This window comes from Candidatus Zixiibacteriota bacterium, assembly GCA_026397505.1.
Taxonomy (GTDB): domain Bacteria; phylum Zixibacteria; class MSB-5A5; order GN15; family PGXB01; genus JAPLUR01.
Window position 1 is genome coordinate 1 of the sequence record JAPLUR010000036.1, and the last position, 15,431, is coordinate 15,431.

The window sequence follows — 15,431 nt, forward strand, 5'->3', positions numbered from 1 at the left end:
GAGGGAGGTCGTCACACGCCGTTTTTCAACGGCTATCGGCCGCAGTTTTATTTTCGGACGACGGATGTGACGGGCGTCATCACGATGCAGCCGGGTGTTGAGATGGTCATGCCCGGGGACAACACGCAGATGGAAGTGGAGCTGATCACGCCGATTGCGATGGAGAAGGAGTTGCGGTTTGCGATTCGCGAGGGCGGCCGGACGGTTGGCGCCGGTGTCGTCGGTGAAATTATTGCCTGAAACATTATTGTTTGAAAGATCGTTGATATGCCCAGAGAACAGATAGCACTGGCCTGCGGTGAATGCAAAAGACGGAATTATAACACCGCCAAGAATAAAAGATTGCACCCGGAAAGGGTTGAATATAAGAAGTACTGCCCCTTCTGCAATAAGCATACGCTGCACAAGGAGACCAGGTAACAGCCGGTAAAGCAAACAGGCCAGTAGCTCCAACGGCTAGAGCGCCGGTCTCCAAAACCGGATGTTGGGGGTTCGAATCCCTCCTGGCCTGCTGAATGCAAAGATAAGGGTACATGATGTTTGGTAAACTGATAAAATTTCTGAAAGAAGTCCGGGCCGAGTTAACCAAGGTCAGTTGGCCGACCCGTAACGAATTGATCGGTTCCACGGTAGTCACCATAGTGGTCACTATTATAATCTATGTCTTTATCGGGATTATTGACCGACTGCTGGTTCTGGCGACCAAAACCATTTTTGGATAAGGAAGACAAATCGATGCCGTTGCGATGGTATGTTGTCCATACTTATTCCGGACATGAGCAAAAGGCCAAGAGATATCTCGAATCGGCCATTGCCACTGCCGGTCTGGAAGCCAAGTTCGGCGGAATTCTGATTCCAACCGAACAGGTAACCGAAATGCGGCAGGGAAAACGGTCAACCTCGACCAAGAAATTTCTCCCGAGCTATATTCTGGTGGAAATGGAATTGGATCGAGAATCTCAAAATCTGGTCGTTTCTACGCCGAGTATTACCAATTTTGTCGGCGCCGCCGGCAATCCCCACCCGCTCAAAGAAGATGAAGTGGAGCGGATAATCGGTCAGGTCGACCGCTCTCGAACGGTCGAGGCGACCGATGTCCCTTATCAGGCCGGTGATTCGGTGAAGGTTATCGACGGCCCCTTTGCCGACTTTTCGGGTTTCGTCGGCGAAGTAAATATGGAGCGCAAGAAGATTAAGGTGATGGTCTCGATATTCGGACGTCCTACCCCGGTCGAGCTTGATTTCCTGCAAATTGAAGCGGTCAAGCAGAAGTAGTATTGAAATTTAGATTCTGGAGATAAGAAATTGGCGAAGAAAGTACAAACAACTATTAAGTTGCAAATTCCGGCCGGCAACGCCAACCCGGCGCCGCCGGTAGGCCCCGCTCTCGGCCAGCATGGTGTCAACATCATGGAATTCTGCAAGGCTTTTAATGCTCAGACGCAGCATCTGGGCGGTATAACAACCCCGGTGGTTATCACGGTTTATGTCGATAAATCGTTCACTTTTGTTACCAAGACGCCTCCCGCGTCGGTTCTTCTGGTTAAGGCGGCCGGTCTGCAGAAAGGTTCCGGCGAGCCAAATCGTACCAAGGTCGGCAAAGTGACCATGCAGCAGGTCCGCGATATTGCCCAGTTGAAAATGACGGATCTCAACGCCGCCACCCTTGAAACAGCGATGTCGATGGTGGCCGGAACGGCCCGCTCGATGGGTATTGAAATAGAAGGTTAAAATTTAATTCGTTTGCACCTGACTCATCCCTCAGGGATGATATCGGGGAGAATAGGAGTATATGCAACATTCACGTCGTTACAAAACTTACAAGGAGCAGGTCGATCGAACCCGCCACTATGGTCTCAAGGAGGCGGTGAAGATTATGAAGACCAACAGCCATTGTAAGTTTGATGAATCGGTGGAAGTGGCCGCTCGGCTGGGGGTTGACCCCAAACATGCCGACCAGATGGTTCGCGGGACAGTGGCGCTTCCTCACGGAACCGGAAAGAGTATCCGGGTGCTGGTTTTCGCCGCCGGTGAAAAGGAGACCGAAGCCAAAGAGGCCGGCGCCGATTTTATCGGCAATACTGATCTGGTGGAAAAAATCCAGGGTGGCTGGCTTGATTTTGATGTGGCCGTGGCCACCCCCGACATGATGAAGGTCATTGGCCGGCTGGGAAAGATTCTCGGAACCCGCGGCCTGATGCCGAATCCCAAGGCCGGAACGGTCACGATGGATATCGGCAAAACCGTCCGGGAGTTGAAGGCCGGACGGATTGAATATCGTGTCGACCGGCAGGCCAATATCGCTGTAGCGGTCGGAAAAGTCTCTTTTTCCGAAGAAGCGATTGCCGAAAATGTCATGACCTTTGTCGATGCTCTCGTCAAGGCCAAACCGGCCTCGGCCAAGGGCCAATATATAAAGAGCCTCTCCCTCTGCTCCACTATGGGTATCGGTTTGAAGCTCGATTTCCAGTCCCTCTTAATTGATATGAAGAAATGAAGGGTGCTCTTATGCCAAAACCGGAAAAAATTGAAAGTGTCAGCGAAGTCAAGAAATATCTCCAGGATTCCAAATCGGTATTTGTCACCGATTATACCGGCCTGAATGTCGCCGATATAACTCGTCTGCGTAAAAATCTCCGCGATAGTTCCGTCAAGTATCTGGTGGCGAAGAATACTCTTATCAAGATTGCCGCTCAGGAAACCGGCTATGAAGGTATCGTGGATCACCTGAGCGGACAGACCGCTTTAGCCTTCGGATTCGATGATCCCTCCGTCCCAGCCAAGATTCTCTATAATACCTTCAAGGAAAAGCAGCGGCCGGTAATCAAGGTTTTTGTGGTTGATAAAAAGCTTTTTGCCGGCGCCGAAATTGTCCGCCTGGCCGAGCTCCCGACCCGGGATGTGCTCCTGGCGCAGGTGGTGGCGGCGGTGGAATCGCCCATCAGTTCTCTGATAATGTCAATTGATGGTGTTTTTCAGGAGTTGGTGGGAACTCTGGATGCTCTGGCTATGGCCAAAACGGCATGATTAATCGGGCCTTTATGCTGTCATGCAAATCATGCTTCTAGACGGGATGGTCCACTCGTTTGATTTGAAGATGACGGCGGATAAATTGTGAAAAAAGAATGTTAAATCGAAAGGATAAAGTAAAGTGGCTACCGAAAACGTAGTAATCAACGAAATAGTCGAGAAGATAGCCTCTCTCTCGGCAATGGAACTGGCCGACCTGTCCAAAGCGATTCAGGACAAATTTGGCGTAACCCCGATGGCTCCGGTGGCGGCGGCTGCGCCGGCCGCTGGCGCTGCTGCTCCGGCCGAAGAGCAAACCCAATTCGACGTGGTTCTCAATGCCGTCGGCGATAAGAAGATTCAGGTCATCAAAGTCGTTCGCGAATTGACCGGCCTGGGCCTGAAGGAAGCCAAGGACCTTGTTGATGGAGCCCCCAAGAAGGTTAAAGAGGGTGTCTCCAAGGATGAGGCCAAAGCGGCTCAAGAAAAACTGCAGGAAGTCGGCGCAGTCGTTGAAGTAAAGTAGATTTGTTTGTGGACCGGGAACTTTCTATACCCCGGTCTGTTTATCCGGTTGTTAGCCGGCTATAACCGGCTGAAATTGATCAGGCGTCGAGCAGTCTGTAAGTAAACGGCTCCTGTGACAGTAAGATGTCAGGAGAAAAATAAAGGTGAAACAGAGTCGCCGATGCGAGGTTCCTCTCTTTTTGAGAGTATTGTCATTTTTGCTATCCCCGCTCCCGGAATCTACGTCGGTCTGTCCTTTATAAAAAGATATAAGAGGAGGATATTTTGGCACGCAAAGGAAGTATTGAACGGATAAGCTACGGCAGAATCAGTGATGCGGCCGAAATGCCGAATTTGCTGGATATCCAACTGGAATCCTATAACAGCTTCCTGCAGTTGTCGACACCCCCCGAAAAACGACTTAAGCAGGGATTACAGCAGATATTTGAAGAGATTTTCCCCATTACCGACATTGCTGAAAATCATGTTCTGGAGTTTGTCAACTACGCGCTCGGCACGGCGCGATATTCCATAGACGAATGCCGGGAAAGAAATATGACTTATGCCTCCCCTCTCAGGGCAACCCTCCGACTGATCTCCAAGCAGGGGGAGGGAGAGCAGAAGCAGGTTAAGGACGTCATTGAACAGGATGTGTACCTCGGCGAGCTTCCCCTGGTGACTGAATGGGGAACATTTATTGTCAACGGCGCGGAGCGGGTGATTGTCAGTCAGTTGCATCGTTCTCCGGGGGTGTTCTTCGATGAAGAGACTCATCCCAACGGAAAAATTCTCTATTCAGCCCGCATAATTCCATATCGCGGAAGCTGGCTGGAGTTTATTATCGATGTTAATGATATTATGTACGTCTATATTGATTCCCGACGCAAACTGCCCGTCACCACGCTTCTGCGCGCCGTAGGATATGCCACCGATGAAGAGTTCATTCATGCTTTCTACAATGTCTCCACTCTCGAATTGGCCGGCAAGAAACCTGAGGCGATCGAGGGCCAGGTTGTCGCGGAGTCGATTATCGACAAAGAGACCGGCGAAATTCTTGTTGCCGCCGCCACCACCATCACCACCGCCGAATATGCCAAGATAAAGGAAGCCGGGATCAAGAAGATTAAGGTTGTGGTGAGAGAAAATGTCCGTGATGCCCTGGTCATCGTGAATACCATCAGCAAGGATGCTACCAGAACCCGTGATGAAGCGCTGGCAAAAATATACTCACTCCTGCGTCCCGGTGAGCCGCCCACCATGGAAATGGCCGAGGCGCTTCTGGAAAAGCTGTTCTTCAATACCAAGCGGTACGATTTGGGCGAAGTGGGCCGCTACATGATTAACCAGCGGCTGGGACTGGATATTCCTCTTTCCACCACCGTGCTGGATGTCAAGGATTTTGTGGCCATTATCAAGTATCTTACCGCTTTGCGCAACGGTAATGGCGTGGTCGATGATATCGATCACCTCGGAAACCGCCGTGCGAGAACGGTTGGTGAGCTTCTCGCCAATCTCTTTTCGGTCGGACTCTCGCGCGTCGCCAAGTCAATTCGTGAAAGGCTCTCCCTCAAGCCGAGAAACGACTTAGAAAGCGACCCGGTTACCCCGCAGCTTCTTATCAACGCGCGCACTGTTTCGGCTGTCATCGACACCTTCTTCGGTTCCTCCCAGCTCTCGCAGTTTATGGATCAAACTAATCCTCTTTCGGAACTGACTCATAAGCGGAGGTTGTCTGCCCTTGGTCCCGGCGGTCTGACCAGGGAACGGGCCGGATTCGAAGTGCGCGACGTGCACCATACTCATTACGGCCGCGTCTGTCCCATTGAAACTCCGGAGGGTCCGAACATCGGGCTGATTGCCTCCATGGCCACTTTCGCCAGAATCAACAAATACGGTTTTCTGGAAACGCCGTATCGCCGGGTCAAAAAGGGGAAGATTACCGATGAACTTGTCTTCTTGACGGCCGACGAGGAAGACCGCTATATAATCGCCCAGGCCGATGAGCCGATGGACAAGAATGGTCATTTTGTCAACGAGATGCTCAAAGCCCGCAGCCGTTCCGATTATCCGATCGTCAAACCCGAGGATATTCATTTTATCGAGGTTTCTCCCAAGCAGATTGTCTCTGTGGCTGCTTCGCTTATACCATTTCTGGAGCATGACGATGCCAACCGTGCCCTGATGGGCTCAAACATGCAGCGCCAGGCGGTGCCACTCCTGAAAGCAGAGACCCCCATTATCGGCACCGGCATGGAAAGAAAAGTGGCCATTGATTCCGGAGCTGCCATGGTGGCCCGCCGCGCCGGTATGGTCGTATATGCTTCCGCACAAAAAATCATCATCAAGCCGCATATCAAACCCAAATCCGATGAACTCGCGTTCATCGAAGACGACGAATATCCCCTTACCAGTTTCCGTCGCTCAAACCAGGATACCTGTATCAACTACCGGCCGCTGGTGAAAGAAGGCGAGACGGTGGAAGCGGGTGATGTCATCGCCGACGGTCCCGGAACCGACCAGGGTGAGCTGGCCCTGGGATGCAACGTCACGGTCGCCTTTATGCCCTGGCGGGGTTATAATTTTGAAGACGCTATCATTCTTTCCGAAAGACTGCTCCGCGAGGATATTTTCACATCCATCCATATCGAAGAATTTGAAATGCAGGTGCGGGACACCAAGCGCGGGTCGGAAGAAATCACGCGTGAAATTCCCAATGTTTCCGAAGAGGCGCTCCTGAATCTGGATGAGCACGGTATCGTACGCATCGGCGCCGAAGTGGAAGCGGGAGATATTCTGGTCGGGAAAGTGACTCCGAAGGGCGAAACGGAATTATCGCCGGAGGAAAGACTCCTGCGGGCCATTTTCGGGGAGAAGGCCGGAGATGTGAAGGATGCCTCTCTGAAGGCGCCGCCGGGGATGAAAGGCGTTGTTATCGACACCAAGGTCTTTTCACGCAAGGAAAGAACGGAAGAGGCCAAGAAGCAGGAAAGAAGCGAAATTGCACAGATCAAAAAGCATTTCGGAAAATTAAAGCAGAATATAGTCAACCACAGGAATAAGCGGATTGCCGAAATTCTGGCCGGTCATACCAGCAACTCCATCCGCTTGACGGCGGACAATTCGGTGCTGATCCGGGCCGGTCATAAGTACGATGCTTCTCATCTTGAATCTTTCGATTTCGATGCCGCCTACGCGCCTGACGGTTACTGCGACAACACCGGCATAAACAAGAAAGTTGATAGCATTATCAAGGAAGCCGCCGATCTTATCGCCCTCAAAGACTCCCAGATGGCCGTTGAGATCGACAAAGTGATTCGGGGAGCGGAGCTTTCGCCCGGTGTCAAGCAGCTGGTCAAGGTCAAGGTGGCCATACGCCGGAAGCTGGCCGTGGGTGACAAGATGGCCGGCCGCCATGGCAACAAAGGCGTCGTTTCGAGAATCGTCCCGATCGAGGATATGCCGTATCTTCAGGATGGAACCCCCGTCGATATTCTTCTCAATCCCCTTGGCGTCCCTTCCCGTATGAATGTCGGGCAGATTCTGGAGACCCATCTGGGTTGGGCTGCGGATAAGCTGAATATCCATATCGCCACGCCGGTGTTCGACGGCGCCCAGTTGGAGCAGATAAAGGAAATGCTGAAGAAAGCGCAGCTTCCCGAAAGCGGCAAGACCAGACTTATCGATGGTTACACCGGTATGCCTTTCGATAACGAGGTGACGGTGGGAAATATTTATATGATGAAACTCTCCCATCTCGTCGACGACAAAATTCACGCCCGTTCCATCGGGCCGTACAGTCTTGTTACCCAGCAGCCGCTGGGCGGAAAGGCGCAGTTTGGCGGTCAGCGTTTTGGGGAAATGGAAGTCTGGGCGATGGAAGCCTATGGCGCCGCCTATGCCCTCCAGGAGCTTCTGACCGTCAAATCGGATGATGTGACCGGCCGCAGCAAGGTTTATGAAGCGATTGTCAAGGGAGAAAATCCCCCCGAACCGGGTATTCCCGAGTCGTTCAACGTGCTCATAAAAGAACTGCAGGCCCTCGGTCTGGATGTCAAATTGATTGAGAAATAAGTGACTATATATGTTGAGATGTACTGTCTGTTGGGAATTGTCTGCCGAAGACCGGCAATTTTATAAAGGAGTTTAGTGGTGGCTACGTTTCCTACAAACATTCCTAAAGCACCCCAGAAAAAACCATCGGATTTTTCTGCCATTCAGGTGCAGCTCGCTTCGCCCGAGGTCATCCTTTCATGGTCATACGGCGAGGTGACCAAGCCTGAGACTATCAATTACCGGTCTTTCAAACCGGAGCGCGACGGATTATTCTGCGAGAGAATCTTCGGCCCGGTCAAAGATTGGGAGTGCAACTGCGGCAAATATAAAAGAATCCGATTCCGCGGTATTGTCTGCGATCGCTGCGGCGTTGAGGTGACACAGTCCAAGGTCCGCCGGGAAAGGATGGGGCATATCGAACTGGCCGTGCCGGTAACCCATATCTGGTTTGTCAAATCACTGCCGTCACGTATCGGTCACCTGCTCGGCCTTTCTGTCCGCGAACTGGAAAAGCTCATTTATTATGAATCGTACATAATGATTGATCCCGGGAATACTTCCTATCAGGAGCGGGATATCATAAGCGAAGAGGATTACACCGAACTCGTGGAAAGCGGCAAACAGTTTGACGCCCGCATGGGCGCCGATGCCATCCGCGAACTTCTGGCCAGGTTGGATGTGGAAGAGCTTTCCATCAGTCTGCGGGCGCAGGTGAAGGTGGAAACCTCGGCTCAAAGACAGAAAGATGCCCTCAAGAGACTTCGCATTGTCGAAGCTTTCCGGCAGTCGAGCAATCGCCCCGAATGGATGATAATGAGTGTCATTCCGATTATTCCGCCCGACCTGCGGCCTTTGGTCCCGCTCGAGGGCGGCCGGTTTGCCACTTCCGACCTGAACGATCTCTATCGTCGCGTCATCAACCGCAATAATCGTCTCAAAAAGCTGATTGATATTCAGGCCCCCGATGTCATTCTCCGCAATGAAAAGAGAATGTTACAGGAGGCGGTCGACGCTCTCTTTGATAACAGCCGCCGTACTCATTCGGTGCGCGGCGATTCCAAACGGCCGCTGAAATCGCTCTCCGACCTGTTGAAAGGGAAGCAGGGACGGTTCCGCCAGAACTTGCTGGGCAAGCGCGTTGATTATTCCGGCCGTTCGGTTATTGTCGTCGGGCCCGAACTGAAAATTTCACAGTGCGGTCTGCCCAAAACTATGGCCCTGGAACTCTTCAAGCCGTTTATCATCATGAAACTGGAAGAGAAGGGATATGTCCAGACCGTCAAATCGGCTAAGAAATTGGTCGAACGGGAGCGTCCCGAGGTTTGGGATATTCTCGAGGAGATTATCGAAGATCATCCCATCCTCCTGAACCGTGCTCCCACTCTGCACCGTCTCGGGATTCAGGCCTTTTTTCCGGTTCTGGTGGAGGGAAAAGCAATTCGTCTTCATCCCCTCGTTTGTGCCGCATTCAACGCTGACTTTGACGGCGATCAGATGGCCGTGCATGTGCCGCTTTCGTTCGAAGCGCAGCTCGAGGCGCGGCTGCTGATGCTTTCGACCAACAATCTGCTTCTGCCTTCATCGGGAAGGCCGGTTGCGATACCGTCGCAGGACATGGTCATCGGCTGTTATTATTTGACCAAGACCCGCACCGGAGCGCGGGGAGAGGGTTCCGTCTTCTATTCAATCGATGAGGCACTGTCGGCTCATGCCTCGGGGCAGGTTGATGTGCATGCCATCGTGAAGATCCGTATCGATGGAAAACTCATCGAGACTTGCCCCGGACGGGTTATTTTCAATCAGGTCATGCCCAAAGAGTTGCCGTTCTTCAACGATGTGGCCTCCAAGGGCAAGATGGAGCAATTGGTCCTCAACTGCTATCGTGAAGTCGGCCCGGCTCAGACCGTCGAGTTCCTCGACAAGCTCAAGAAACTTGGATTCGAATACGCCACCATTGCCGGTGTCACCGTCTCTATCGATGACATGCTTATTCCCGAGGAGAAGGGGAAATTGATTGAAAAGGCTCGCAAAGATGTTGACCGTATTTCAAAGAATTATGAACGCGGCGTGATCACCAATGGTGAACGCTATAATCAGGTTATCGACATTTGGACCAAAACCACTTCGGAAGTGGCCGAGGTTATGTTTAATAATCTGGCCCGTGACCGCCAGGGATTTAATCCCGTATATATGATGGCGGAATCGGGGGCGCGCGGCTCCAAGGAGCAGATTCGCCAACTGGCTGGCATGCGCGGCCTTATGGCCAAGCCCCAGAAAAAGATCACGGGCGGCATAGGCGAAATTATTGAGTCACCCATTATCTCCAACTTCCGCGAAGGCCTTTCAGTCATCGAGTATTTCATTTCCACTCACGGCGCCCGTAAGGGTCTGGCTGACACCGCCTTAAAGACAGCCGACGCCGGCTATCTGACCCGACGTCTGGTCGATGTGGCCCAGGATGTGATTATCACCGAAGAAGACTGCAACACCATTCTCGGCAATAATATTGTCCCCCTGAAAGAAGGCGAAGAAGTCATTGAGTCGTTGCGCGACCGTATCCTGGGGCGAGTGGTGCTCGAGGATGTGTTCGATCCGATTACCGAGGAAATCATTGTCAAAGCCGGTGAGGAGGTTAATGAAGAGCACGCCGCGCAGGTAGAAGAGGCCGGTATTGATTCGGTCCGTATCCGTTCAGTGCTCACCTGCGAATCCAAACGCGGGGTCTGTGTCAAGTGTTATGGCCGTAATCTGGCCACCATGAAGATGGTCAATATCGGCGAAGCGGTCGGTGTCATTGCGGCTCAGTCAATTGGCGAGCCGGGTACCCAGTTGACCCTGCGAACTTTCCATATTGGCGGCACCGCTGCTCGCATTGCGCAGCAGTCCAAAGTGGAAGCCAAATATCCCGGCAGGCTGGTTTATGTCGGCATCAGCTATATCGCTCGCCCGGATAATACCAAAATTGTCAACGGGCGTGATGGGGAAATTCATATTGTCGATGAGAAGAACCGCGTTCGAGCGCGCATGAATGTGCCCTACGGTTCGGTTCTGGCCGTGGAAGACGGTCAGGAAGTAATCAAAGGCGCCACGGTTTTCGAATGGGATCCTTATTCCACCACGATCGTCTCCGAGTTTGGAGGCAAGGTTGTCTTCCAGGACATTGTGCCTGATGTATCGCTTCGTGAGGAGCTGGATGAAACCACCGGTCTCATTCAGCCCATTATCGTGGAGGAGCGCGAGAAGGCCCTGTTCCCGACCATTATCATTCAGGATGCCAAGGGCAAGGAGCTTGGCTCCTTTCGCATTCCCACCGGGGCCCACCTGCTTGTCAGAGACAATCAGGAAATCCCGACCGGCGAATTTCTGGTTAAGATTCCTCGGGCCATCTCGAAAACTCGCGATATCACCGGCGGTTTGCCGCGCGTGGCGGAACTGTTTGAATCCCGCAAGCCGCATGACCCGGCGGTCATTTCCGAGGTCGATGGCATCATCGAATTCGGCAAGATTGTCCGCGGTCAGCAGCAGGTTTTGGTTCACGGCGACGAAGGTGAAACCAAGGAATATCTGATTCCTCATGGACGCCATCTCCATGTCCATGGCGGGGACAGAGTAAATGCCGGTGACCGTCTGTGTGAAGGATCCATCGATCCCCACGATATTCTCAGAATTTCCGGTGTCCAGAAGGTGCAGGAATATCTGGTGAACGAAATCCAGGAAGTCTATCGGCTTCAGGGAGTTAAGATAAACGATAAGCATATCGAGACTATTGTCCGCCAGATGTTGCAGAAAGTCCGGGTGACCCGCGCCGGCGGTACCAATTTCCTTGAGAGCGAGCAGGTTGATCGGAACCGGTTTGCCGACGAGAATGCCCGCGTTATTGCCGAGGGCGGCGAACCGGCCACTTTTGAGCCGCTTCTGCTGGGTATCACCAGGGCCTCGCTGTCGACTGAAAGCTTCATCTCGGCCGCCTCTTTCCAGGAAACCACCAAGGTCCTGACCGAAGCTGCTATTAATGGCAAGGTTGACCGGCTTCAGGGTTTGAAAGAGAATGTCATTATCGGGCACCTGATACCGGCCGGAACCGGAATTGAGAAATACCACGCCTTGCAGATTCTATCGGAGGATGATGAGGCCGCATCGGGCGGGTCGGACGAATCCCTGGCCAATATTTTTCAAGAAAACCCTTGACAAATAGGAAGCTATGGGTAAATTACCGTTCTATTTTTTTAAATATTTTGTAGATTAATTTATTTTGTGAGGAAAAACATTGCCGACAATTAGTCAGTTGATTCGCAAAGGACGCAAGGTGGCTAAATCAAAAACCAGGACACCGGCGCTGAAAGGCTCGCCTCAAAAGAGGGGCGTTTGTACCAGAGTTTACACTTCCACGCCAAAGAAGCCAAACTCTGCTTTGCGCAAAGTAGCTCGTGTCAGGCTGACTAACCAAATGGAAGTAACTGCCTATATTCCGGGTGAAGGCCATAACCTTCAGGAGCACTCTATTGTCCTTATTCGCGGCGGACGCGTCAAGGACCTGCCAGGTGTTCGTTATCACATTATCCGCGGTACTATGGATTCCGTGGGAGTCGCCGATAGAACTCGGAGCCGTTCCAAATACGGAACCAAAAGGCCCAAGAAGTAGATAGGTATAACTCATGCCAAGAAAAAGTACGCCACCCAAACGGGAGCTTATTCCCGATACCAGATATGGAGATAAGCTGATTTCTCAATTTATCGGCGCTTTAATGGAAAGCGGTAAGAAATCAGTTGCCGAAACAATTCTTTATACCGCTCTCGACAGCCTGGAAAAGAAAACCGGCCAGCCGGGTATTGAGGTCTTCCATAAAGCCATCAACAATATCAAGCCGGTGCTTGAGGTTAAGTCCCGGCGGGTCGGTGGTGCCACCTATCAGGTTCCGGTGGAAGTCCGCGCCGATCGTCGCGTGGCGCTGGCTATCAGATGGGTTATTACTTACGCTCGGGCGCGCGGGGAACATACCATGGCTGAAAAATTGGCCGCCGAAATGACCGCCGCCGCCAATAACGAGGGCGCTTCAGTTAAGAAGAAAGAAGATACACATAAAATGGCCGAGGCCAACAAGGCTTTCGCCCATTTCAGATGGTAATTGGAATTAGAATTAAAGGGTAACACGAAGGAAGGTCAGAAATCTAGTTGCGGGACTTTTTCAAGATAGGATAAGTAGCCAAAGTCATTAGGCCAACCGCGCCCTGCTGAATTTTACGGTCGGCTTTGATGGTTCCTTATTGATAAGCCTGTGGTTAAGGTACGATTCAGTCAGGGTTTTTCTATGTCCGGAAGAAAGGATCTAAATCTTATTCGTAATATCGGCATCATGGCACATATTGATGCCGGCAAGACGACTACGACCGAGCGTATCCTTTATTACACCGGCAAAACCCACCGTATCGGTGAGGTGGATGACGGCGCTGCCACCATGGATTGGATGGAGCAGGAAAAGGAGAGAGGGATTACTATAACCTCCGCCGCCACTACATGTTTCTGGCGTGACTGTCAAATAAATATCATTGATACCCCCGGTCATGTCGATTTTACCATTGAAGTTGAACGGTCGTTGCGCGTCCTTGACGGCGCTGTGGCACTTTTTTGTGCCGTCGGCGGCGTGGAACCGCAATCCGAAACAGTCTGGCAACAGGCCGACAAATATCCTGTCCCCCGGATAGCATTCATCAACAAGATGGATCGCGTCGGAGCCGACTTTGTCCGAACCGTCAAGGAAATGAATGAAAAGTTCTCCATTAAGTGTATTCCGGTCCAGATTCCGGCCGGGCAGGGAGAGCTCTTCGCCGGCATTATTGACCTGATTAGCTTGAGCCTTCGGGTTTACCATGACGAAACTCTTGGCGAAACCTTCACCGATTACCCTATCCCCGATGATTTGAAAGATATTACGCTGAAGGCGCGCGAGGAGATGCTGGAGGCGGTTTCGGAATTCGATGACGTTCTTCTGGATAAATTTCTGCACGAAAAGACCGTCGAGGCTGAGGATATCCGGCGGGCTATCCGCAAGGCGGTTATAAAATGCGCCCGCGTTCCGGTCCTCTGCGGCTCTTCATTCCGCAATCGCGGGGTGCAGGCCTTGCTGGATGCTGTTGTGGATTACCTGCCTGCCCCGAATGACCTTCCCCCAGTACAGGGATTTTCTCCCGATGGCAAGAAACAGTTACAGAGAAAGGCCGATCCCGCTGAGCCGGTTACCGCCCTGGCCTTCAAGATTCAAAGCGACTCGCATTCGGGAAGATTATGCTATTTGCGGATTTATTCCGGTGAAATGAAACAGGGCACCGCCATCTTGAATCCCAATTCCGGAATCAAGGAGAGAGTTGCCCGCATCCTGCAGATGCATTCCAATAAAAGGGCGGATGTGGAGCTCGCCTCCACCGGCGATATTGTTGCCGTCATCGGCTTCCGCAAGACCACCACCGGCGATACCCTTTGCGATCCCAAACATCCAATCATACTGGAAATGATGAAGTTCCCCGAACCGGTCATTTTTGTGGCTATCGAGCCCAGATCCAAAGCGGATCAGGATAAGCTGGGCGATGCCCTGCAGCGGCTTCAGGAAGAAGATCCCACCTTCAAAGTCAGAATGAACGAGGAAACGGGGCAGACTATCATCTCCGGTATGGGCGAACTGCATCTCGAGATTCTCATTGACCGCATGATTCGGGAATTCAATGTTCAGGCCAATATTGGCAGACCCTCGGTCGCCTTTAAAGAAACCATCACCGAAGCGGTGGAAGCAGAGGGGAAATTCATTCGCCAGTCGGGCGGTAAGGGCCAATATGGTCACGTTTGGATCAAAGTCGAGCCGTCTGATAACGGTACCGTTTTCAAATTTGAAAATAAAATAATCGGGGCGACAATCCCGAAAGAATATATTCCCTATATTGAAAAGGGCATTCGTGAAGCGATGTCCAACGGCGCTATTGCCGGATACCCCATGACGGGCATTAAAGCCACTCTTTTCAATGGTTCCTATCACGAGGTTGATTCCACGGAAATAGCCTATCAGATTGCTGCCTCTCAGGCACTGCAGGAAGCCGCCCGGAAAGCAAAACCGGTCATTCTCGAGCCGGTCATGGATGTGGAAGTGGTTTGCCCAGAAATCTATATGGGCAATGTGGTCGGCGATCTCAACCAGCGCCGGGGAAAAATCATGGGCATGGTGCCCCGTATCAATGTCCAGGTAATCAAGGCCGTGGTACCGCTCTCGGAAATGTTTGGTTATGCCACGGCGCTGAGAAATCTCAGCCAGGGCCGGGGATCTTACACCATGCAGTTTCTTAAGTACGCTCCCCTTCCCCGGGAAGTGGCCGGCAAAATGTTCGCGAATATTATGTATGTTTAAATAGACGGAGGATATCCAAGTTATGGCGAAGGAGAAATTTGTTCGGACGAAGCTGCACGTTAATGTGGGGACGATCGGTCATGTCGATCATGGCAAGACGACCTTGACGGCGGCGATCACGATGATATTGAACCGTCGGGGTCTGTCGTCGGTTCGGACCTTTGATTCGATTGACAATGCGCCCGAGGAGCGGGAGCGTGGGATAACGATAGCGACGGCGCATGTGGAGTATGAGACGGAGAAGCGCCACTATGCTCATGTTGACTGTCCGGGTCACGCCGATTATGTGAAGAACATGATTACGGGTGCGGCGCAGATGGATGGGGCGGTATTGGTGGTGAGTGCGGCGGATGGTCCGATGCCACAGACGCGGGAGCATATTCTTCTGGCTCGTCAGGTTGGGGTTCCGTATATCATTGTTTATATGAACAAGGTTGACATGGTTGATGATCCGGAGCTTTTGGATTTGGT

14 protein-coding genes and 1 tRNA gene are annotated in these 15,431 nt (G+C 52.0%); all 15 read left to right on the forward strand.

Annotation, left to right across the window (positions count from 1 at the left end; genetic code table 11):
- Positions 1–240 (forward strand): elongation factor Tu (gene tuf / locus NT002_01960; GenBank protein MCX6828036.1); only part of this gene is annotated, 240 nt, incomplete at its 5' end.
- A gap of 27 nt (positions 241–267) precedes the next feature.
- Positions 268–420, forward strand: a complete 153-nt coding sequence (rpmG, locus tag NT002_01965; protein ID MCX6828037.1) for a 50S ribosomal protein L33 — start codon at positions 268–270, stop codon at positions 418–420.
- A 17-nt stretch (positions 421–437) separates the two neighbouring features.
- Positions 438–511: transfer RNA gene (locus tag NT002_01970), tRNA-Trp, on the forward strand.
- A gap of 22 nt (positions 512–533) precedes the next feature.
- The gene (gene secE, locus NT002_01975; GenBank protein ID MCX6828038.1) at positions 534–722 is read left to right on the forward strand and encodes a preprotein translocase subunit SecE; all 189 of its coding nucleotides are present in this window, start codon (positions 534–536) and stop codon (positions 720–722) included.
- A gap of 13 nt (positions 723–735) precedes the next feature.
- Entirely contained in the window at positions 736–1,275 is a 540-nt protein-coding gene (nusG, locus tag NT002_01980; GenBank protein MCX6828039.1) for a transcription termination/antitermination protein NusG, read from the forward strand.
- A gap of 30 nt (positions 1,276–1,305) precedes the next feature.
- The gene (gene rplK / locus NT002_01985; protein MCX6828040.1) at positions 1,306–1,731 is read left to right on the forward strand and encodes a 50S ribosomal protein L11; all 426 of its coding nucleotides are present in this window, start codon (positions 1,306–1,308) and stop codon (positions 1,729–1,731) included.
- A gap of 61 nt (positions 1,732–1,792) precedes the next feature.
- Positions 1,793–2,497 (forward strand): 50S ribosomal protein L1, encoded by a 705-nt coding sequence (rplA, locus tag NT002_01990; GenBank protein MCX6828041.1) that lies wholly within the window; start codon positions 1,793–1,795, stop codon positions 2,495–2,497.
- Positions 2,498–2,508: 11 nt separating this feature from the next.
- On the forward strand, positions 2,509–3,027 hold the full coding sequence (rplJ, locus tag NT002_01995; protein ID MCX6828042.1) for a 50S ribosomal protein L10: 519 nt from the start codon (positions 2,509–2,511) through the stop codon (positions 3,025–3,027).
- A gap of 124 nt (positions 3,028–3,151) precedes the next feature.
- Positions 3,152–3,535 carry a 50S ribosomal protein L7/L12 gene (gene rplL / locus NT002_02000; GenBank protein MCX6828043.1) on the forward strand — a complete coding sequence of 128 codons (384 nt, stop codon included), beginning with the start codon at positions 3,152–3,154 and terminating at the stop codon, positions 3,533–3,535.
- A gap of 266 nt (positions 3,536–3,801) precedes the next feature.
- Complete coding sequence (gene rpoB / locus NT002_02005) at positions 3,802–7,587, forward strand: DNA-directed RNA polymerase subunit beta (GenBank protein MCX6828044.1); 3,786 nt, start codon at positions 3,802–3,804, stop codon at positions 7,585–7,587.
- A gap of 78 nt (positions 7,588–7,665) precedes the next feature.
- Positions 7,666–11,757: a DNA-directed RNA polymerase subunit beta' gene (rpoC, locus tag NT002_02010; protein MCX6828045.1), complete on the forward strand. Its 4,092-nt coding sequence runs from the start codon at positions 7,666–7,668 to the stop codon at positions 11,755–11,757.
- A 79-nt stretch (positions 11,758–11,836) separates the two neighbouring features.
- Positions 11,837–12,211, forward strand: a complete 375-nt coding sequence (rpsL, locus tag NT002_02015; GenBank protein ID MCX6828046.1) for a 30S ribosomal protein S12 — start codon at positions 11,837–11,839, stop codon at positions 12,209–12,211.
- Positions 12,212–12,224: 13 nt separating this feature from the next.
- Complete coding sequence (gene rpsG / locus NT002_02020; protein ID MCX6828047.1) at positions 12,225–12,695, forward strand: 30S ribosomal protein S7; 471 nt, start codon at positions 12,225–12,227, stop codon at positions 12,693–12,695.
- Positions 12,696–12,878: 183 nt separating this feature from the next.
- Positions 12,879–14,960 carry an elongation factor G gene (fusA, locus tag NT002_02025; protein ID MCX6828048.1) on the forward strand — a complete coding sequence of 694 codons (2,082 nt, stop codon included), beginning with the start codon at positions 12,879–12,881 and terminating at the stop codon, positions 14,958–14,960.
- Between the two features lie 22 nt (positions 14,961–14,982).
- Positions 14,983–15,431: GTP-binding protein (locus NT002_02030; GenBank protein ID MCX6828049.1), on the forward strand; the 449-nt coding region annotated here is incomplete at its 3' end.